Raw genomic sequence first — 19,777 nt, 5'->3', positions numbered from 1 at the left:
ATTGTTTCCGAAGAAACTATTTGGATTATCATCAACGAGTGCCCACACAGATTGATAGGTCTATATTGTTAAAGAGCTTTCCTGTTGAGCTTTGCTCAAAACAGGACGGCCATTTTAGCGAGTTAAAGTTTAGTGTCAATCACTTTTTTCAAACTTTCTTCAAGCGTTTCCGCTTGGCTAACTTGGCTTGCTAACTTGGCTTCTTACTTTCGAAACTTAAGCTTCGAAGCGTTGCCGTGTCAGCGAGGTGGCATTATAGAGATTGCGATCACATTGGCAAGCCCTTTTTCTCGTTTTTTTTGATTTTTTTATCGTTCGGATAAATTTGCATCAAAAGCGGTCAAAAGAGCACGTTATTTCTACAGTTCTCTAAATTTATCTGCGAAAAGAGCCACTTTTTCCCAATTGGTGTACTCCACCTCTTTGGTCGTATCGGTTTCGCCACCCGTCATCGACATAATGAACCTAATCATAGTTCTGTCGAACCAGCTATAACGTGGGTAATAAAGTGCACCAGCAAAAACACCGATTAGCGTTGGTTTCCAAGGCGACTTAATTAGGAACTTGCGAATGTAGGCACTACCTTCAGGTGTATCCTTTCCTTGGTCCTCTTTACGAGCGGTTAGGTTTACGCAGAAAAATGCCACTTTATTTTGCTCCAATTGATTGAGGTTTCGCTCAATAAACTGGTATAGCTTTTTATTAAGATGGCCATAGCGAATAGAGGCGCCTATCAATACTCTGTCGTATTGGCTGAAGTCAATCGTCTCGACATTATGTAAATCCACCAGCTCACAATCGAAATCTGGAAGTTGTTCATCTATATAGTGGAGAATTTTTTTAGTCTGCCCTTCGCGGGAAGAGTATAGAAATAATGCTTTTGCCACGATTTCCCCTTAGCTACGCCAAAACGTCGGCGTAAGTAGAATAAGTAAGGTAAAGATTTCCAAACGACCAAACAGCATAGAAACTATTAATACCCATTTTGCTTTGTCGTTAACATCACCAAAGTGAAGCGCCACTTCTCCCAAGCCAGGACCGAGGTTGTTCAGAGTCGCAGCCACCGCCGAGAACGCACTGAGCTCATCCATTCCTGTTGCAATCAACCCCAACATACAAACCACAAATACCAATGCGTATGCGGAGAAGAAACCCCAAACCGCATCGACAACACGTTGCGGTAGGGCACTGCCACCTACTTTGATGGTGTAAACCGCGCGTGGATGGACTAAACGTTTTAGTTCACGCGCACCTTGTAAGGTAAGAAGCAGGATACGGATCACTTTCATGCCGCCGCCTGTTGAACCAGCACAACCACCTATAAAGGAAGAGAACAATAACAGCACAGGTAAGAAGAGCGGCCAATCCGCAAAACCTGTTGTCGTAAAGCCCGCTGTTGTGGATATTGATACGGTTTGGAACAGAGCCTGATCGAAAGCATCGTATGTCGATGTGTAAGAATGATGTTTCAGTAATAATAGAAAGCAAATGATAAATAGCAGCACTTGAATAAACAAGAAGGCGCGAAACTCAGGATCTTTCCAGTAATACTTGGGATGTACGCCACCTGATGCAAATGCAGCAAAGTGCAGTGTGTAATTACATGCAGATATAAGCAGAAAAACCACAGTAATCAGGTTAATCGCGTAACTATCAAAATATCCGATGCTGGCATCGTGGGTAGAGAAGCCGCCAATAGCAATGGTGGAAAAGCTGTGACTGATGGCGTCAAATGGCGTCATACCAGCTAACCAAAAAGCCGAAGCACAGGCGATAGTCAGGCTCAAATAGATGTACCAAAGCGCCTTAGCAGTTTCTGCTATACGCGGCGTCACTTTAGTATCCTTGACTGGACCTGGGATCTCGGCGCGGTAAAGCTGCATACCACCGATGCCAAGTACTGGCAAAATCGCCACCGCTAATACGATGATTCCCATACCGCCGAACCACTGCAGTAACTGTCGATAGAATAGAATCGCTTTAGGTAACTCATCCAAACCAACAATAACGGTCGCCCCGGTCGTCGTGAGAGCAGAAAACGATTCAAAAAACGCATCTGTCACTGAGACGTTCGGGTTGTCAGCAATGAGAAAGGGGATCGAGCCTGCACTGCCAAGTACTGTCCAGAATAAGACGACAATAAGAAAGCCATCTCGAGCTTTAAGCTCGTGCTTATACCTGCGGTTTGGGTACCAACAAACGGCCCCACAAAACAGCAGAACAAAAAATGTCGTGACAAAAGGCACACCAGCACCATCTCGATAGATCAGCGCAACGAGTGCTGGCGCAAGCATAGTGACACTAAAGAGTGCGAGCAGTAGCCCGACGATTCGAATAATTGAACGAAATTGCATGGATAAATTGACTAGCGAAGCTGTCCCTGTTGCTTCCTGTTTTTCATTATTGTCCGTCTAGCGGAGTGACAATTGCCTTTGCCCCGCTTTTATTGATGATTGCTTGGGTAAACGCGCTCACTTCTCGAAGCTCAATTTCCACCACTAATACGACCTGATCGCTGTATTCAGCCTCGACTTCTATCGCACCAAATTGCGGCATGATTGATTGTGCGATCGGCATAAACCCATAGTCTAACGTTAGTCTGAGCTTTGTGGTTATTTTTTTCTCAATAGTTTGAAGCAGCTTGAGCGCTTGTTGAACCCCACCCCCATACGCTTTAACCAAGCCGCCTGTACCTAACTTGATTCCACCAGAGTATCGCGTGACCACAGCCGTGATCTCCCCCACCCCAGATCCAGACAGCTGCGCCAGGATTGGTTTGCCTGCTGTTCCGGACGGCTCCCCATCATCACTAAAGCCCCATTTCATTGAATCTTCCGGGCGACCAGCAACAAAGCCCCAACAGTTATGTCTAGCATCAGCGTGTTTAGCTTTGATTTGATCAACAAATGCTTTTGCAGCTTCGATACTTGGCGTGTGTGCCAAATAAGTAATGAAGACGCTCTTTTTAATTTCTTCTTCAAATTGAGCGGGCTCTGCTGGAATCAGATAAGGCTTGTCATTCATAGGATTATGGATTCAGGTCTATTTGCCTGAAGTCTATCACGAGTGTGATTTACCCGTCGCATAAGATCTGCCACAGCGCACAATGTTAAACACTTGTTTAAAAAATGTATTGAAATTAAACAATCCACGATCCAAACTAACTTTACTGGTCAAACCAGAACAAAAATAAAACAACTTCCTCGATACCTATTTGCCGAGGTACACGGCGTCGTTGAAATAGGTATACAGACAATCCACGATTGTATGTCATGGAGATAGACAATGATTTACCAAGCCGAAACCCTACAGGTAAAGGAAATACAAGATGGTATTGCAGAGCTAAGCTTCTGCTCTCCAAAATCCGTCAACAAACTCGACCTAGCGACATTAGAATCGCTAGATAAAGCTCTTGATGCGCTCATTGCCCATCAAGGCCTCAAGGGGTTGTTGCTCACTTCAGATAAAGACGCATTCATTGTAGGCGCAGACATTACCGAGTTTTTAGGTCTGTTTGCTAAAACGGATGCCGAGCTCGACCAATGGCTGCAATTTGCTAATAGCATCTTTAACAAATTAGAAGACTTACCCGTTCCGACCATCTCAGTGATCAAAGGCCACGCTCTTGGTGGCGGTTGTGAATGTGTGCTAGCAACAGACATGCGTATTGGTGACAAAACCACCAGCATCGGCCTACCAGAAACGAAACTGGGAATCATGCCTGGCTTTGGTGGTTGTGTACGCTTACCTCGCGTTATTGGCGCAGACAGCGCAATGGAAATCATCACCCAAGGTAAAGCATGCCGAGCTGATGAAGCATTGAAAATTGGCTTACTCGATGCAGTTGTAGAGACTGATGCTTTATACGAATCAGCACTACAAACTCTTGACTCTGCAATTAACGAGAAACTTGACTGGCAAGCACGCCGAGCACAGAAAACATCTCCGCTAACGCTGAGTAAGCTTGAATCAATGATGAGCTTCACCATGGCGAAGGGTCTGGTGGCACAAAAAGCAGGTCCTCACTACCCTGCCCCAATGACAGCCGTTATCACGATTGAAGAAGGTGCTCGCTTTGCACGTAATGAAGCGTTAGACATTGAACGTAAGCACTTCGTGAAATTGGCTAAATCGGAAGAAGCAAAATCACTCGTTGGCCTATTCCTTAATGATCAATACATCAAAGGCATTGCGAAAAAAGCAGCGAAGTCAGCAAGTAAAGACACGCAACGTGCAGCCGTATTAGGTGCAGGTATCATGGGTGGCGGCATTGCTTACCAATCAGCGCTAAAAGGTGTGCCAGTCTTAATGAAAGACATCGCGCAAGCGTCGCTCGACCTAGGCATGACTGAAGCATCTAAGCTGCTGAATAAACGCTTATCTCGCGGTCGCATTGATGGCTTTAAGATGGCGGGTATTTTAGCGTCAATCACACCGAGCTTACATTACGCAGGTATTGAAAACTCTGATGTGATTGTTGAAGCTGTCGTTGAAAACCCGAAAGTAAAAGCAGCAGTTTTAAGTGAAGTTGAATCCCATGTCGGTGACGACACCGTTATCACCTCAAACACCTCAACGATTCCTATCAACCTATTGGCAAAATCACTAAAACGCCCAGAAAACTTCTGTGGTATGCACTTCTTCAACCCAGTGCATCGTATGCCTCTTGTTGAGATCATCCGTGGTGAGCACACCTCTGATGAAACCATCAATCGTGTTGTGGCGTATGCTGCGAAAATGGGCAAATCACCAATTGTCGTTAATGACTGCCCAGGGTTCTTCGTTAACCGCGTATTGTTCCCATACTTTGGCGGCTTCAGCATGCTACTTCGTGATGGTGCTGACTTTACGAAAATCGACAAAGTCATGGAGCGTAAGTTTGGCTGGCCGATGGGACCGGCGTACTTGCTTGACGTAGTCGGCATTGATACCGCGCACCACGCACAAGCTGTGATGGCTGACGGTTTCCCTGAGCGTATGGGTAAACAAGGTCGTGATGCGATTGATGCACTGTTCGAAGCAGACAAATATGGTCAGAAAAATGGTAATGGCTTCTACAGCTACACCATAGATAAAAAAGGTAAGCCGAAGAAAACCTTCTCCGAAGCGATCTTACCGGTACTTGCTGACGTTTGTGCCGATAAGCAGGACTTTGACGATCAGACCATCATTCAACGTATGATGATTCCAATGATCAACGAAGTGGTGCTGTGCCTACAAGAAGGCATCATCGCGACTCCGCAGGAAGCAGATATGGCATTGGTTTATGGTCTTGGTTTCCCTCCATTCCGCGGTGGCGTATTCCGCTATCTAGACAGCGTGGGTATTGCTGAATACGTTGAAATGGCAAAACAACACGCCGAGCTAGGTGCGATGTACCAAGTACCGCAAATGCTGATTGATATGGCGGCGAAAGGTGAAAGCTTTTACGGTGCACAACAGCAAGGTTCTATCTAAGGAGGGATTCTAAAATGACTAATCAAACAAGAAATGTTGTCGTAGTCGATTGTCTACGTACTCCAATGGGTCGCTCTAAAGGTGGTGCTTTCCGTCATACACGAGCAGAAGATCTATCTGCGCGCCTAATGAAAGGCATTCTTGCGCGTAACCCACAAGTGAACCCAAGCGAGATTGAAGACATCTACTGGGGCTGTGTACAGCAAACACTAGAGCAAGGCTTTAACGTTGCACGTAATGCCGCGCTACTCGCGGGCCTGCCGATTGAAATTGGCGCCGTGACGGTGAACCGCTTGTGTGGTTCATCAATGCAAGCGCTTCACGACGGTACACGTGCCATCATGACTGGCGATGCTGAAATCTGCCTAATTGGTGGCGTTGAGCACATGGGGCATGTGCCAATGAACCACGGTGTAGACTTTCACCCAGGTATGTCAAAGAACGTAGCAAAAGCTGCGGGCATGATGGGCTTAACGGCTGAAATGCTTGGTAAATTACATGGCATTAGCCGTGAGCAACAAGACGAGTTTGCCGCTCGCTCTCACGCTCGTGCGCACGCAGCAACCGTAGAGGGTCGTTTTAAAAACGAAATTCTACCAATTGAAGGCCACGCCGCTGACGGCACCCTGTTCACTCTAGATTACGATGAAGTGATTCGCCCTGAAACATCCGTTGAAGGTCTATCTCAACTTCGCCCAGTGTTCGACCCTGCAAACGGTACAGTAACAGCCGGTACATCATCGGCTCTGTCCGATGGTGCATCAGCGATGTTGATCATGAGTGAAGAGAAAGCTAATGAACTTGGCTTGAAGATTCGTGCACGTATTAAAGGCATGGCCATTGCGGGCTGCGATCCTTCTATTATGGGTTACGGTCCTGTACCTGCGACGAAAAAAGCGCTCAAGCGTGCCGGTCTTTCAATTGAAGACATGGATGTGGTTGAGCTAAACGAAGCATTTGCCGCGCAGTCTCTGCCGTGTGCTAAAGACTTAGGCCTGCTTGATGTTATGGATGAGAAGGTCAACCTTAACGGTGGTGCGATAGCATTGGGTCATCCACTAGGCTGTTCTGGTTCACGTATCTCAACAACGTTGATCAACCTAATGGAAGCGAAAGACGCGAAATACGGTCTGGCCACCATGTGTATCGGTTTGGGTCAGGGCATTGCGACAGTATTTGAACGACCATAACAGTTCAAGACGTTGTTGTAGTGATCGAGCCAACAATCATAAGCAAATGAACTAGTACTAAAATTTTTAGTATTACACTTAAGGGCGACAATTGATGTCGCCCTTTTTGTTTTACATCAAACATGCATGAAGAGCATACATTAAATGCTCAAGTTTCATTTTATTCATAGACAAAGAAGACATACACTTAGACCAGTTGATATCTTGCTGCATGTGACCCAGAGTCATGCTACCGCACAATCGGAGAACCTTATGTTTAATGCTCTAGTTCTAAATCAAGAAGACAAACGTACTATCGCTAACATCGAGCAAATCGATGAAACACAACTGCCTGAAGGCGACGTTCTGATTGACGTTGATTACTCATCGTTAAACTACAAAGACGGCCTTGCGATCACAGGTAAAGGTAAAATCATCCGTAACTTCCCGATGGTGCCAGGTATTGACTTAGCAGGTACGGTAGTAAGCTCAGAAGACGACCGCTACCAAGCTGGTGACAAAGTTGTCCTTACTGGCTGGGGCGTGGGTGAAAACCACTGGGGTGGTATGTCTCAGCGTGCTCGTCTAAAAGCAGATTGGCTAGTACCACTACCAAAAGGTCTAGACAGCAAGAAAGCAATGATGGTTGGTACTGCTGGCTTCACTGGCATGCTATGTGTTCAAGCACTGCTTGATGCAGGCATCAAACCTGAAAATGGTGAAATCCTTGTAACTGGCGCAAGTGGCGGTGTAGGCTCAGTCGCAGTAACGCTTCTAGCACAGCTTGGCTACAAAGTTGCTGCAGTGACAGGTCGTGTAGAAAAAAATGGCCCGCTACTTGAAAAACTAGGTGCTAGCCGCATCATCGACCGTACTGAATTTGAAGAACCAGCACGTCCACTTGAAAAGCAAGTATGGGCAGGTGCGGTTGATACTGTAGGCAGCAAAGTACTGGCTAAAGTATTGGCGCAAATGGATTACAACAGTGCAGTTGCAGCTTGTGGTCTTGCAGGTGGTTTTGATCTACCAACCACAGTGATGCCGTTCATCCTACGTAATGTTCGCCTACAAGGTGTGGACTCAGTAATGTGCCCAACAGAGAAACGTATCGCAGCATGGGAAAAGCTGGTCGAGCTACTACCAGACAGCTACTTCGAGCAAGCGTGTACTGAAGTTGCTCTTACTGAAGCACCGAAATATGCAGAAGACATCACCAACGGTCAAGTAACGGGGCGTGTGGTTATCAAGCTATAAACACTGACTCAGTGTAAACAGACGAAGAGCCGGCATTGCTGGCTCTTTTTTGTTAGCAGTTCAGTCCCATATCTTCGATACGTTTAGCTATCAGACGGCTACACTCTTCACGCACAATCGTTCTTAACCATTCTTGAGCGGGAGAATGCTCGCAACGCGCATGCCAAATCATCGAGTATTCAAACGGCGTGAATTGGAATGGTAACGGTTTCACCACCAAGTCATAACGCTCGGCAACCAGATACGCCAAGTCCGCTGGCACTGTGATGATAATTGGCAAGGTATCCATGATCGCCAATGCGGCTTCTAAATGATAAGCCCGCAGAACCATTTTACGCTTAGGTTTCTCCATCAAAGCTTGTTCGATCAGTGCCTTAACACCATCACTGATGGCGATCATGGCATGTGGATGACTCAGATAATCATCCAAGCTCATTTCTTTATTCGCTAATGGATGCTGTTTTGAAAGCATACACAGCACCCCCACTCGCCCCAACACTTCACTGCGTAGAGGCTCCACCGGGCCTGTCGGGCGACAAATCGCTAAGTCTGCACCTTCATAAGTGAGCTGATCTGATAAACGGTCGTGTTGCAGTGGTAAGAAGTTGAAAGACACATTTGGTGCTTCTTGGTAAATTCTCGGCAAAGCGAACGGTAATATCGTTTGCATGGCATAATCGGTGGTCACGATGTTGAAAGTCTGTACGCATTGCAATGGGTCAAACTCAACCGGAGATAACAACTGACGTAAAGACTCTAATGGCTCGCCCAATGAGCGATCGATCTCTAACGCTTTCTGAGTTGGGATCAAATGCTGTCCCTGACGAGTAAACAGCGGGTCTCCCAATAAGTCGCGTAGACGACCAAGCACACGACTCATTGCCGATTGACTCAAGTTCAGACGTGTTGCCGCCTTACTGACACTGTTTTCTTCTATCAGTACTCGCAACGCAACCAGTAAATTTAAATCTCGGCGATAGATATCTTCCAGTTCCACGAATTAGCCACTTATTTTGTATGTGTTTGGGTAAATTGTACTCTTTAGGCAAAAAAAATCCCGCCTTTCAGCGGGGAAGCCCAAGAAAAATGGGGATAGTGTCGGAATGAAGTGTCGGTAAAAAATAGGTGAGCGTTATTAAAAGCATTCTGATCCAAGCAAGAAGCGCTAATTTTCTTGCTCAGATGCGCCAGACCATCTGCGCATCTCGATCCAAATCCCAATAATAGTGGCAACCATGCCTACGAGAGGCGTCAAAGAGGTGTCAGCTGGCGTCCTAAGTACCAATGCACAGAACGAGATAAAACACAGCACTGAGTAAATCGTAAGTCTGTCTAACGCTGTTAACATTGCCTCTCCCTTGCCAGTTGTTACCAAATTGTTAATTTAAGGTAAAACAAAAAATTCGGTTTGCCAAGTGGTTATTGAATATTTTTTCAACGAAAGTAAAATTCAACGCTCAGTTAGTTACGAGAATCACACTATGAGCTTTAATCCTGAACTGGCAAACAAGACATTAGAGGCGCAAGGACTGCGCTGCCCAGAGCCAGTGATGATGGTCAGGAAGACAATTCGCAACATGCAAGATGGTGAGATTTTGCTGGTCAAAGCAGACGATCCATCCACGACTCGAGACATTCCGAGTTTCTGCCGCTTTATGGACCACCAGTTAGTTGCGGCACAAACGGAGCAAGTTCCGTATCAGTACCTGATCAAGAAAGGATTGGAATAATCTGGTCGAACTAAAAACGGCAGCCTATATTGGCTGCCGTTTGTTTATTCGTCGTATTCGAGTGTGCGAACTTCTGATTGGAGCTTGTTAAGTTGTTTCTTCATTGCCCGCATCTCTTCATGCATAGGAATGATGTGAGCGACACGAATCCACGCTTCTACTGTCAATCCAGTAAGAACGAACGATCCTGCTACAATCGGTAACCACATATCAGTTAGCACCATCGCTAGTAAACACAGCGCTAAACCAAAAGTGAATAAATAACTCTGACTCTTCGGGGACATCCCCATGTAACGTGTAAGCATAAACTTGCCCTCTCGCTATCATTCACACCATTAAACTACCATGACAAGTATGACACTTATATGTCATCCGTCACGCAACGGAACGATTTAGAGTCAGAGTTTGAACTCGCGCAGCACGCTACTAATGATTGATAACTCACATCATTTCACGTGCAAAAAATCAGAACAGTGCAGCCCCTATTGCCAGAGCAATAAACAAAAATGCGGTGATTTTACGGATCAGCCCTAAAGGCATCTTGTCGGCCGACAATTTACCAATCAGGACCACAGGTACATTCGCCAGCAGCATACCGATTGTGGTACCGATAATCACCAAACTTAACGCATCCGCGTATTGCGCCCCTAAGATGGAAGTGGCGATCTGAGTTTTATCGCCTATCTCCGCAACGAAGAACGCGATAAAGCTGGCAATAAATGGGCCTCGATTAGAAATCTGCTCGTCATCATCCAGTTTGTCCGGGATCAGAACCCAAGCCGCCATCGCGACAAAACTGACCACCAGCACCCACTTTAAAATCTCAGGTGATAGATAGTCTGCGACAACCACACCTAACCATGCAGCCAAAGCGTGGTTGGCAATAGTTGCCAAAAAGATTGCTGCAATAATTGGGATTGGTTTTCGGTAACGACTTGCGAGTAATAGAGATAGCAATTGGGTCTTATCGCCAATTTCTGCTAACGCTACAGTAGTAATTGAAATAGCTAAAACGCTCACGACATGCTCATTGGGGCAGGGATTATTATTTTTAACCGAAGACAAACCTCACGCCCCTACCCCGGTTCGTGATGATTTGTCTAAGGTCTTGCTAAACTTGAAAGGCTTCAAGTCTCGAACGCCATGGTGATTTTGCACCAATTATGTTGACGGACGAACCAGATGAAACAGAAACTTCATCAGGTAAGCTACTCCCCAAAGACAGGCGCAATTCTAGCCACCTTTGTTGCGCTTCTCAAGAGCCAAAGCAGGCGAAAACTCCCTTTTAGGAAAAATACAGCAGATAACGCGGTAAAAATTCATTAAAGGAGAAAATCGCCCACGAATTAATCAAGATTAGCTCTACTCCCATGCTCAATATCTGGTTATACTAGATTGTTAATTTATTCAACCGTAATTACTCTTTATCGCCGTTGTTAGAGTTGAAAAACTCGGCATAGATGACGAATTAACGAGTAACAAGAGAATCGCGCGAACCTGACTTATGCAAAAATACGATATCAAAACCTTCCAGGGAATGATCCTCGCGCTGCAGGATTATTGGGCTCAAAATGGTTGTACCATTGTTCAACCGCTAGATATGGAAGTGGGTGCGGGTACCTCTCACCCAATGACCTGTCTACGAGCGCTTGGCCCAGAGCCAATGTCGACAGCTTACGTACAACCTTCACGTCGTCCTACTGATGGCCGTTACGGTGAAAACCCTAACCGTCTTCAGCACTACTACCAATTCCAAGTAGCGCTAAAACCATCGCCTGACAATATTCAAGAGTTGTACCTTGGCTCCCTTGAAGTTCTTGGTATTGACCCTCTTGTACACGACATCCGTTTCGTAGAAGACAACTGGGAAAACCCAACACTAGGCGCATGGGGTCTAGGCTGGGAAGTTTGGCTAAACGGCATGGAAGTGACTCAGTTTACTTACTTCCAGCAAGTTGGCGGTCTTGAGTGTAAGCCAGTTACTGGTGAGATCACTTACGGTATCGAACGTCTAGCAATGTACATCCAAGAAGTAGACTCTGTTTACGACCTAGTTTGGAACATCGCACCAGACGGCAGCAAAGTGACTTACGGTGACATCTTCCACCAAAATGAAGTAGAGCAATCGACTTACAACTTCGAGCACGCAGACGTGGAATTCCTATTTGGTTTCTTCGAACAGTGCGAGAAAGAGTGTAAAGAGCTGCTTGAGCTTGAAAAGCCACTGCCACTACCTGCTTACGAGCGCATTCTAAAAGCTGGTCACGCATTCAACCTACTAGACGCACGTAAAGCGATCTCAGTAACTGAACGCCAACGTTACATCCTACGCATCCGCAACCTGACTAAAGCAGTTGCAGAAGCATACTACGCATCGCGTGAAGCTCTAGGCTTCCCAATGTGTAAGAAAGAACAAGCGCAAGGGGTAGAGTAACATGGCAAAAGAATTTCTAATCGAGCTAGGTACAGAAGAGCTACCACCAACGCAACTTCGCACTCTAGCTGAAGCATTCGCAGCAAACTTCGAAGCAGAACTAAAAGGCGCTGAGCTTGCTCACGAAGGCGTTAAATGGTTCGCGGCACCTCGTCGTCTTGCACTTAAAGTCGCAGCACTAGCAGACAGCCAGTCTGACAAAGTTGTTGAAAAACGTGGTCCTGCGGTTTCTGCAGCGTTTGACGCGGAAGGCAACCCAACAAAAGCGGCTCAAGGCTGGGCACGCGGTTGTGGCATCACGGTTGACCAAGCAGAGCGCATGGTTACAGACAAAGGTGAATGGCTACTGTTCAAACAAGAAGTGAAAGGTCAGCCAACGTCTGAGATCGTAGTTGAACTTGCAGCGAAAGCACTAGCAAACCTACCTATCGCAAAACCAATGCGCTGGGGTAACAAAACGACTCAATTTATCCGTCCAGTTAAGACGCTAACCATGCTAATGGGCAGCGACCTAATCGAAGGCGAGATCCTTGGTGTCGCTTCTGATCGCACTATCCGTGGTCACCGCTTCATGGGTGAGCAAGAGTTCACTATCGATTCTGCTGAACAATACCCTGCGATCCTAGAAGAGCGCGGTAAAGTAATGGCAGATTACGAAGCGCGTAAAGCAATCATCCTAGCTGACGCACAAAAAGCAGCAGCAGCGGTTGGCGGTATCGCTGACCTAGAAGATGACCTAGTAGAAGAAGTAACGTCTCTGGTTGAATGGCCAGTAGTACTAACAGCGAAGTTCGAAGAAGAGTTCCTAAAAGTGCCTTCTGAAGCGTTGGTTTACACCATGAAAGGTGACCAGAAGTACTTCCCTGTTTATGACGAAAACAAGAAGCTACTACCTAACTTCATCTTCGTATCGAACATCGAATCAAAAGAGCCTCGTTACGTAATCGAAGGTAACGAGAAAGTAGTTCGCCCTCGTCTTGCTGACGCAGAGTTCTTCTTCAACACAGACCGTAAGCGTCCGCTTATCGACCGTCTGCCTGAACTAGAGCAAGCGATCTTCCAAAAGCAACTGGGTACGATCAAAGACAAAACAGACCGCATCACAGAGCTTGCTGGCTACATTGCTGAGCAAATCGGTGCTGACGTTGAGAAATCAAAGCGTGCTGGTCTACTAGCAAAATGTGACCTAATGACCTCAATGGTATTCGAATTCACGGATACTCAAGGTGTGATGGGTATGCACTACGCTCGCCACGACGGTGAAGCAGAAGAAGTTGCAGTAGCACTGAACGAGCAATACATGCCTCGTTTCGCAGGTGATGAACTGCCATCAAACGGTGTTTCAACTGCAGTTGCAATGGCAGACAAGCTAGACACTATCGTAGGTATCTTCGGTATTGGTCAAGCGCCTAAAGGCAGCGACCCATTCGCACTACGCCGCGCATCTCTAGGTGTACTACGTATCATCGTTGAATACGGCTACAACCTAGATCTTGTTGACCTAGTAGCGAAAGCGAAGTCACTATTTGGCGACCGCCTAACCAACGACAACGTTGAACAAGACGTTATCGAGTTCATGCTTGGTCGTTTCCGTGCTTGGTACCAAGACGAAGGCTTCAGCGTAGACATCATTCAAGCGGTTCTAGCGCGTCGTCCTACAAAACCAGCAGACTTTGACCAACGAGTTAAAGCGGTTTCTCACTTCCGTGAGCTAGAAGCGGCAGAGTCTCTAGCAGCAGCGAACAAACGTGTAGGTAACATCCTAGCGAAATTCGACGGCGAACTAGCAGCAGACATCGACCTAGCACTTCTACAAGAAGACGCAGAGAAAGCACTAGCAGAAAGCGTTGAAGTAATGACAGAAGCGCTAGAGCCAGCATTTGCTACTGGTAACTACCAAGAAGCCCTAAGCAAGCTAGCTGACCTACGTGAACCAGTTGATGCGTTCTTCGATAACGTAATGGTAATGGCAGACGACGAAGCACTTAAGAAGAACCGTCTGACACTACTGAACAACCTGCGTAACCTGTTCCTACAGATCGCAGACATTTCTTTGCTTCAAAAGTAATTCATTACTCTTCGGAGTGATTAAGAAATAAGTAAAAGGGAAGCAGATGCTTCCCTTTTTTGTTGCCTTCAAACCGATGAAGGTGACGCTTATTATTCATTTTGTGAACAAAACTAAAATTTGTAGGGTGAGACGCGTTTAACTTGTTGGTGTAGAGCTCGGATTGTAGAGGCACAGTTTTGCTATAACTGGACTGTTTATTCGGGGGAAGGACACAATGAAAAAAACAATTCTCGCACTCTCTATCGGTCTACTAAGTGCCTGCAGCCAGATTCCAGAAAATGCCATCGTACTAAGCGTTGGTGATGATACCGCTGTTTTTGAGGAAAACTCACAAGGCTTACTTGTCGCCGAGCAAAAACTCGAAAAAGGCAGTTATAGCTTTACCATTGCTGACAGCAAGCAAAGCTGTGGCAGTAGCTTTGCTCTAGCAGAAGAAGATCGCATCAAATTCAATCGTCCATTAAAAATGGATAACTGCGCCACTGATGCACAAATGCCGCTGCGCATCTTCAAAGCCAATACCTATCAATTTACGCTCAATCCAACCACCAATGAGCTGACGGTAAAAATCAAACCAAAACAGAGTCAGGACATCACCTACTCTTGCCCTGTCGCAACTGACGCGCCAAAAACCATCAACGTTGCTCAAACCTTTAATGATGGCACTGTCGTTCGTGACGCCTTAACCGGACAAGAAACCACTGTCGCCAATGGCAGCGTCACCATGCAACCGGGTCCTATGAGCCAAGGTCTATTGCTGCTAGAAGAAGTTGAACAGCAAGCCGATAAACCATTCAGCTGGGATAACGCGACGGTGTACTTCGTCATGACCGACCGCTTCTACAACGGTAACCCAGACAACGACAACAGCTACGGTCGCAGCAAAGACGGAAAATATGAGATTGGCACCTTCCACGGTGGTGACTTGGCGGGTCTGACGAAAAAACTCGATTACATCGAATCACTTGGTGTGAATGCTATCTGGATAACCTCGCCACTGGAACAGATCCACGGCTGGGTTGGCGGCGGCGATAAAGGCGACTTTAAGCACTATGGCTACCACGGCTATTATCACCAAGATTGGACCAAGCTTGATGCCAACATGGGTACCGAAGATGAACTCAGAGCCTTCGTCGATACTGCCCATAAGAAAGGTATCCGCGTGATTTGGGATGTGGTCATGAACCACACAGGTTATGCGACATTAGCAGACATGCAGGAATTCGGATTTGGTCAGCTTTACCTTGATGACCAAGAAGCCAAAGAAGTCCTTGGTGAAAAATGGACCGACTGGCAGCCAAAATCAGGACAAAGCTGGCACAGCTTCAACGACTACATCAAATACGGTGATAGCGAAGCGTGGGATAAATGGTGGGGCAAAGACTGGATTCGCACCGACATTGGCGACTACGATGCTCCGGGCTACAACGACATCACCATGTCTTTGAACTACCTACCGGATCTAAAAACCGAATCGACTCAGAAAACCGGACTACCAAACTTCTTCCGCAATAAAGACACCAATGCGCAAGATGAGCTGCAAACCCCACGTGAACATCTGATTACGTGGTTATCCGATTGGGTGCGCGACTATGGCATTGATGGCTTCCGCGTTGACACAGCCAAACACGTTGAAATGGAAGCGTGGGCAGAGCTGAAAGCCAGCACCACTCAGGCGCTTGCTCAGTGGAAGCAAAACAACCCGGACAAAGCCTTGGATGACCTACCTTTCTGGATGACAGGTGAAGTGTGGGCACACAGCGTAGTGAAGAGCCCGTATTTCGATAACGGCTTCGATTCCATCATCAACTTCGAGTTCCAATCCGATGTAGCACCAAAAGCGCTGAAGTGTTTCGCTCAACTTGATAATGATTACCGCCGCTATGCAGAACGTATTAACTCCGATCCTGAGTTCAACGTGTTGAGTTACCTGTCTTCGCACGATACTCAACTGTTTTGGTCGGCACGCAGCCGCAGCTTTGATGACCAAGCTCGCGCCGCCAATGCGGTAATGCTGGCACCGGGTGCAGTACAAATCTACTATGGCGATGAGATAGCTCGTGATTTTGGCATTACTGGTTCAGACGCCCACCAAGGCACACGCTCAGATATGCCATGGGATAAGATTCATGGCGAGCGTGAGGATCTACTGCAACATTGGCAAAAGTTGGGCGAATTCCGTAAACGCCACCCAGCGGTAGCTCAAGGTAAGCACATCACTCGCAACCAAGAAGGTTACTACGCGTTCGAACGCCAATACCAAGACGACAAGGTGCTGATTGTTTACACCGGTGAGTAAATCACACTCTCTCCACCAGCAAGGGAAGCATAAGCTTCCCTTTTTTATTGTTCTTTTTGCCCTTTTGTCTCGTTCCTCTGGTCTGATGACGCACTTTTTTCTTTTTCGGCTTAATTCACACTTTGCGTTAATTACACATTGAGGTAAGGTCAAGGATTACTCGATAAGCCGATAAAACATCGGCATAAACATACACAAAGCAATCACAATGAATTAGGTATAAGTCAGCATGCAGTTCTCAAAGTTTGGTGAAAAATTTAATCAGTATTCAGGTATTACGCAGTTAATGGACGATTTGAATGATGGTCTGCGCACACCAGGTGCCATCATGCTCGGTGGAGGTAATCCTGCCGCCATTCCTGCCATGCTCGATTACTTTCACCAAGCCAGTGAGGAAATGCTCGCCAGTGGGGAGCTCGTCGCCGCCCTCGCCAACTACGATGGCCCGCAGGGTAAAGACGCGTTCGTCAAAGCGCTAGCTCAGTTATTCCGTGAAACTTACGGCTGGGATATTTCCGAAAAAAACATCAGCCTAACTAACGGTAGCCAAAGTGGCTTTTTCTACTTGTTCAACTTGTTGGCAGGTAAACAGCCAGACGGTTCGCACAAGAAAGTGCTACTGCCTATCGCGCCTGAATACATCGGTTATGGTGATGCTGGCATTGATGAAGATATCTTTATCTCTTACCACCCAGAAATCGAGCTGTTAGATAACGGCCTGTTTAAATACCACGTCGATTTTGAGCAACTCGCCGTCGACGACTCTGTTGCGGCAATCTGCGCGTCTCGCCCAACTAACCCAACGGGTAATGTACTGACAGATGAAGAAGTACGTAAGCTGGACAAGCTAGCACGTGAGAACAACATCCCACTGATCATCGATAACGCCTACGGTCTACCTTTCCCGAACATCATCTTTGAAGATGTCGAACCGTTCTGGAATGAAAACACCATCCTATGCATGAGCCTATCTAAGCTTGGTTTACCGGGCGTGCGTTGTGGCATTGTGATTGCGAGTGAAGAAATCACGCAAGCATTAACTAATATGAACGGCATCATCAGCCTAGCGCCGGGCAGTGTTGGTCCAGCGTTGGCAAACCATATCATTGGCAAAGGTGATCTGCTTAAACTGAGTTCAGAGGTGATTAAGCCGTTCTACAAGCAAAAATCACAACGTGCGGTTGAACTGCTCCAACAAGCAATTACCGATGAGCGATTCCGCATCCACAAGCCGGAAGGCGCTATCTTCTTGTGGTTATGGTTTGATGAACTGCCAATCACAACAATGGAACTGTACCAACGCTTGAAAGCGCGTGGCGTATTGATTGTCCCTGGTGAATATTTCTTTATTGGTCAGCAAGACGAGTGGGATCACGCGCACCAATGCCTGCGTATGAACTACGTTCAAGATGATGAGATGATGCAAAAAGGCATTGCGATTATCGCTGAAGAAGTGGAAAAGGCTTACCGCGAAGGTAAATAGACGGATTGAACTCAGCCGTTCTTCTCTTTGAAATTACGGCTTTGAAATAGCGGATTTGAAAACCCCCAAACTAAAAAGAGCGCCCATATGGCGCTCTTTCTCATTCTATAACCGGGTGGTTAACTGATTAGTTGTTCTCAATCAGGTTGTTGCCACCGATAGCAATCTTACGTGGTTGCATGGCTTCAGGGATTTCACGAACTAAATCGATATGAAGCAGACCGTTTTCCATTGATGCACCCACGACTTTTACGTAATCCGCTAGCTGGAATTTACGTTCAAAATCGCGTTCTGCAATACCTTGGTAAACGTAGTTTTTGCCTTCTTCGGCTTTACGTTCGCCCTTCACAATCAACATGTTTTCGTTTTGAGTCAGATCGAGCTGTTCTTCAGCAAAGCCAGCAACGGCCATAGTAATACGGTAGTTGTGCTCGTCTTTTTGCTCAATGTTGTATGGAGGGTAACCGCCAGAAGTATTTTTCGCTGTATTCGCTTCCATCAGGTTTAGCAGACGATCAAAGCCAATTGCATTACGGTATAGTGGTGAGAAATCTACATTACGCATAAATCTATCCTCTTAATTAAGCAATAGTCTTAGTTCAGATGAGTTTCATCCTACTGGCGTGTTTATGCAAAAACCAACGCCGAACTAAGAGATTCTTATCATTCCACTGGCCTTGGTTTGGCTCGGAGACATGATATTGAATCTAAAGGTTTAAGTTGTGTGCTAAAACGCCATATCCTCTTCTGAGCGATCTCGTTTTAGCGATTTCAGAGGGCTGGTCTTCTAGTCTCTAGCAAGCCAGTCACCCTCTTCACAACTAGATATAAGGTCGTCAAAAATGACTTTCAAGGGAAAAAATAAAAAATTTTTAAAGCATCCACTATCCCCTTGAACAGCTTAGTTCCTCATCACTTCGCGATCAGTGATAAAAAGCCCGCCGTTCTGGAGGGCTCAATCTACACTTTACTTGCGGGAGGATTTACGCGCTTTTACAACGCCCTTTTCTGCCGCCTTTTCCTGCTTTAGTTTGCGCTTTTCTTTTAGACTCAACTGCGGTTGTTTCTTTTCTTTCTTACTCATGACTTCACCTCATCTATTGGCACAACAGACAACCACACAGCATTTTCTGAGCTGGTGGCTGCGATTGATGAACAATTTCAGTAATCACAAAGCAGCGTCGCTGATTAAAAATTTCCACTTCAAGCGCATCATTTTTAGCTCGACCTAACAGTCGAGACCCCAAATAAGAATCGACCGCGAGCATACCTGTCATGGGTTGCCCCTTACGCGAGCTGACCAATGTCATGCGATATTGATAGGCGCGTTCAACATCCACTAAGCGAACCGTGTCCCCAACCGCAATACGAGTTCGGTTACGGCAATGGGCTTGTTGCTCGCAGATTTCAAATAGCGATAACAACCTTAGTGGTGATTGATAGGTTAAAAAGCGACTGGTTAACCACCAAGTTCGCAGCGCCAAGCAGTACGCTGAGAACCAGCGTTCAAACATGATTATTTCCTTCTTAATGCCTTGTCTTACAAATAAATTCAGTGCATTGAACCGGAAGTGCATCACTTCCGGCTTAGTTCAGGAAAGTCATCACCATTTTCTTAGTCTCCTTATTCATCAGCTCTTCAGCACTATAGCGAGCAGAAAAAAGAAAGCAAAAGCGCTCAAGCGAACAAAATGGCGAGAAAAAAAGAAAACAGATATAAAATGGCAGGCTTGATCGCGTTGTTGGCAGTTAGTACCAGAAAAACATCCGCTTTAGCAGAAAGTGGCGATTTTAGCTGGTGGTAAAGTAAATTACCACCTTCTAAAGAAGGTGGCTTTGTGTGAGCCCCCTAAAAGGGGGCCTTTGTTTAGTCCAGCGCC

17 protein-coding genes are annotated in these 19,777 nt (G+C 46.3%); 8 read left to right on the top strand and 9 right to left on the bottom strand.

The features are described from left to right. Nucleotides 1–359: 359 nt before the first annotated feature. From hemG to R7E51_RS23070, 3 genes are read right to left on the bottom strand one after another with little or no spacing between them, the layout of a single operon-like run. Complete coding sequence (gene hemG, locus R7E51_RS23080) at nt 360–887, bottom strand: menaquinone-dependent protoporphyrinogen IX dehydrogenase (RefSeq protein ID WP_005378894.1); 528 nt, start codon at nt 885–887, stop codon at nt 360–362. A gap of 9 nt (nt 888–896) precedes the next feature. Continuing rightward, nucleotides 897–2,354 carry a TrkH family potassium uptake protein gene (locus R7E51_RS23075; protein WP_005378893.1) on the bottom strand — a complete coding sequence of 486 codons (1,458 nt, stop codon included), beginning with the start codon at nt 2,352–2,354 and terminating at the stop codon, nt 897–899. A gap of 46 nt (nt 2,355–2,400) precedes the next feature. Further along, nucleotides 2,401–3,024 carry a YigZ family protein gene (locus R7E51_RS23070; protein ID WP_005378891.1) on the bottom strand — a complete coding sequence of 208 codons (624 nt, stop codon included), beginning with the start codon at nt 3,022–3,024 and terminating at the stop codon, nt 2,401–2,403. Nucleotides 3,025–3,285: 261 nt separating this feature from the next. On the opposite strand from R7E51_RS23070, the gene fadB reads away from it, so the two are divergent. From fadB to acuI, 3 genes are all read left to right on the top strand, one after another. Continuing rightward, nucleotides 3,286–5,457, top strand: a complete 2,172-nt coding sequence (gene fadB, locus R7E51_RS23065; RefSeq protein ID WP_064353498.1) for a fatty acid oxidation complex subunit alpha FadB — start codon at nt 3,286–3,288, stop codon at nt 5,455–5,457. A gap of 14 nt (nt 5,458–5,471) precedes the next feature. After that, nucleotides 5,472–6,647, top strand: a complete 1,176-nt coding sequence (gene fadA, locus R7E51_RS23060; RefSeq protein ID WP_006743176.1) for an acetyl-CoA C-acyltransferase FadA — start codon at nt 5,472–5,474, stop codon at nt 6,645–6,647. Nucleotides 6,648–6,899: 252 nt separating this feature from the next. Beyond that, entirely contained in the window at nt 6,900–7,880 is a 981-nt protein-coding gene (gene acuI / locus R7E51_RS23055) for an acrylyl-CoA reductase (NADPH) (RefSeq protein ID WP_054730021.1), read from the top strand. A 52-nt stretch (nt 7,881–7,932) separates the two neighbouring features. Here acuI and R7E51_RS23050 read toward each other — a convergent pair whose 3' ends face one another. Together R7E51_RS23050 and R7E51_RS23045 are read right to left on the bottom strand one after the other, a co-directional pair. Then, nucleotides 7,933–8,877 (bottom strand): LysR family transcriptional regulator, encoded by a 945-nt coding sequence (locus R7E51_RS23050; protein WP_017821924.1) that lies wholly within the window; start codon nt 8,875–8,877, stop codon nt 7,933–7,935. 168 nt (nt 8,878–9,045) lie between these two features. Next, nucleotides 9,046–9,228 (bottom strand): hypothetical protein, encoded by a 183-nt coding sequence (locus R7E51_RS23045; RefSeq protein WP_005378880.1) that lies wholly within the window; start codon nt 9,226–9,228, stop codon nt 9,046–9,048. A gap of 133 nt (nt 9,229–9,361) precedes the next feature. On the opposite strand from R7E51_RS23045, the gene tusA reads away from it, so the two are divergent. Further along, nucleotides 9,362–9,610, top strand: a complete 249-nt coding sequence (gene tusA / locus R7E51_RS23040) for a sulfurtransferase TusA (RefSeq protein ID WP_033906598.1) — start codon at nt 9,362–9,364, stop codon at nt 9,608–9,610. Between the two features lie 44 nt (nt 9,611–9,654). On the opposite strand, the gene R7E51_RS23035 is transcribed toward tusA, so the two are convergent. Both R7E51_RS23035 and R7E51_RS23030 read right to left on the bottom strand, forming a co-directional pair. Continuing rightward, on the bottom strand, nt 9,655–9,915 hold the full coding sequence (locus R7E51_RS23035) for a hypothetical protein (protein ID WP_005378878.1): 261 nt from the start codon (nt 9,913–9,915) through the stop codon (nt 9,655–9,657). A 160-nt stretch (nt 9,916–10,075) separates the two neighbouring features. Further along, complete coding sequence (locus tag R7E51_RS23030) at nt 10,076–10,630, bottom strand: TMEM165/GDT1 family protein (protein WP_005378877.1); 555 nt, start codon at nt 10,628–10,630, stop codon at nt 10,076–10,078. Between the two features lie 484 nt (nt 10,631–11,114). Here R7E51_RS23030 and glyQ point away from each other — a divergent pair, with 484 nt between their 5' ends. From glyQ to R7E51_RS23010, 4 genes are all read left to right on the top strand, one after another. After that, nucleotides 11,115–12,044: a glycine--tRNA ligase subunit alpha gene (glyQ, locus tag R7E51_RS23025; protein ID WP_064376850.1), complete on the top strand. Its 930-nt coding sequence runs from the start codon at nt 11,115–11,117 to the stop codon at nt 12,042–12,044. 1 nt (nt 12,045) lies between these two features. Further along, entirely contained in the window at nt 12,046–14,112 is a 2,067-nt protein-coding gene (gene glyS / locus R7E51_RS23020; protein WP_005378875.1) for a glycine--tRNA ligase subunit beta, read from the top strand. Nucleotides 14,113–14,329: 217 nt separating this feature from the next. Next, on the top strand, nt 14,330–16,414 hold the full coding sequence (locus R7E51_RS23015) for an alpha-amylase (RefSeq protein ID WP_206958560.1): 2,085 nt from the start codon (nt 14,330–14,332) through the stop codon (nt 16,412–16,414). Between the two features lie 229 nt (nt 16,415–16,643). Then, entirely contained in the window at nt 16,644–17,897 is a 1,254-nt protein-coding gene (locus R7E51_RS23010) for a valine--pyruvate transaminase (RefSeq protein WP_017635592.1), read from the top strand. Nucleotides 17,898–18,024: 127 nt separating this feature from the next. Here R7E51_RS23010 and R7E51_RS23005 read toward each other — a convergent pair whose 3' ends face one another. Both R7E51_RS23005 and R7E51_RS23000 read right to left on the bottom strand, forming a co-directional pair. Beyond that, a complete protein-coding gene (locus tag R7E51_RS23005; RefSeq protein ID WP_005378857.1) occupies nt 18,025–18,462 on the bottom strand; it encodes an Hsp20 family protein in 438 nt (145 codons plus the stop codon). A 532-nt stretch (nt 18,463–18,994) separates the two neighbouring features. Beyond that, nucleotides 18,995–19,411: a GreA/GreB family elongation factor gene (locus R7E51_RS23000; RefSeq protein ID WP_104975723.1), complete on the bottom strand. Its 417-nt coding sequence runs from the start codon at nt 19,409–19,411 to the stop codon at nt 18,995–18,997. Nucleotides 19,412–19,777 lie beyond the last annotated feature (366 nt).

Origin of the sequence: Vibrio sp. Vb1166 (assembly GCF_033338695.1) — a bacterium.
GTDB lineage: Bacteria > Pseudomonadota > Gammaproteobacteria > Enterobacterales > Vibrionaceae > Vibrio > Vibrio alginolyticus.
The sequence above is the reverse complement of the archived record's forward strand: the minus strand, read 5'-3'. Positions and strand labels throughout refer to the sequence as shown.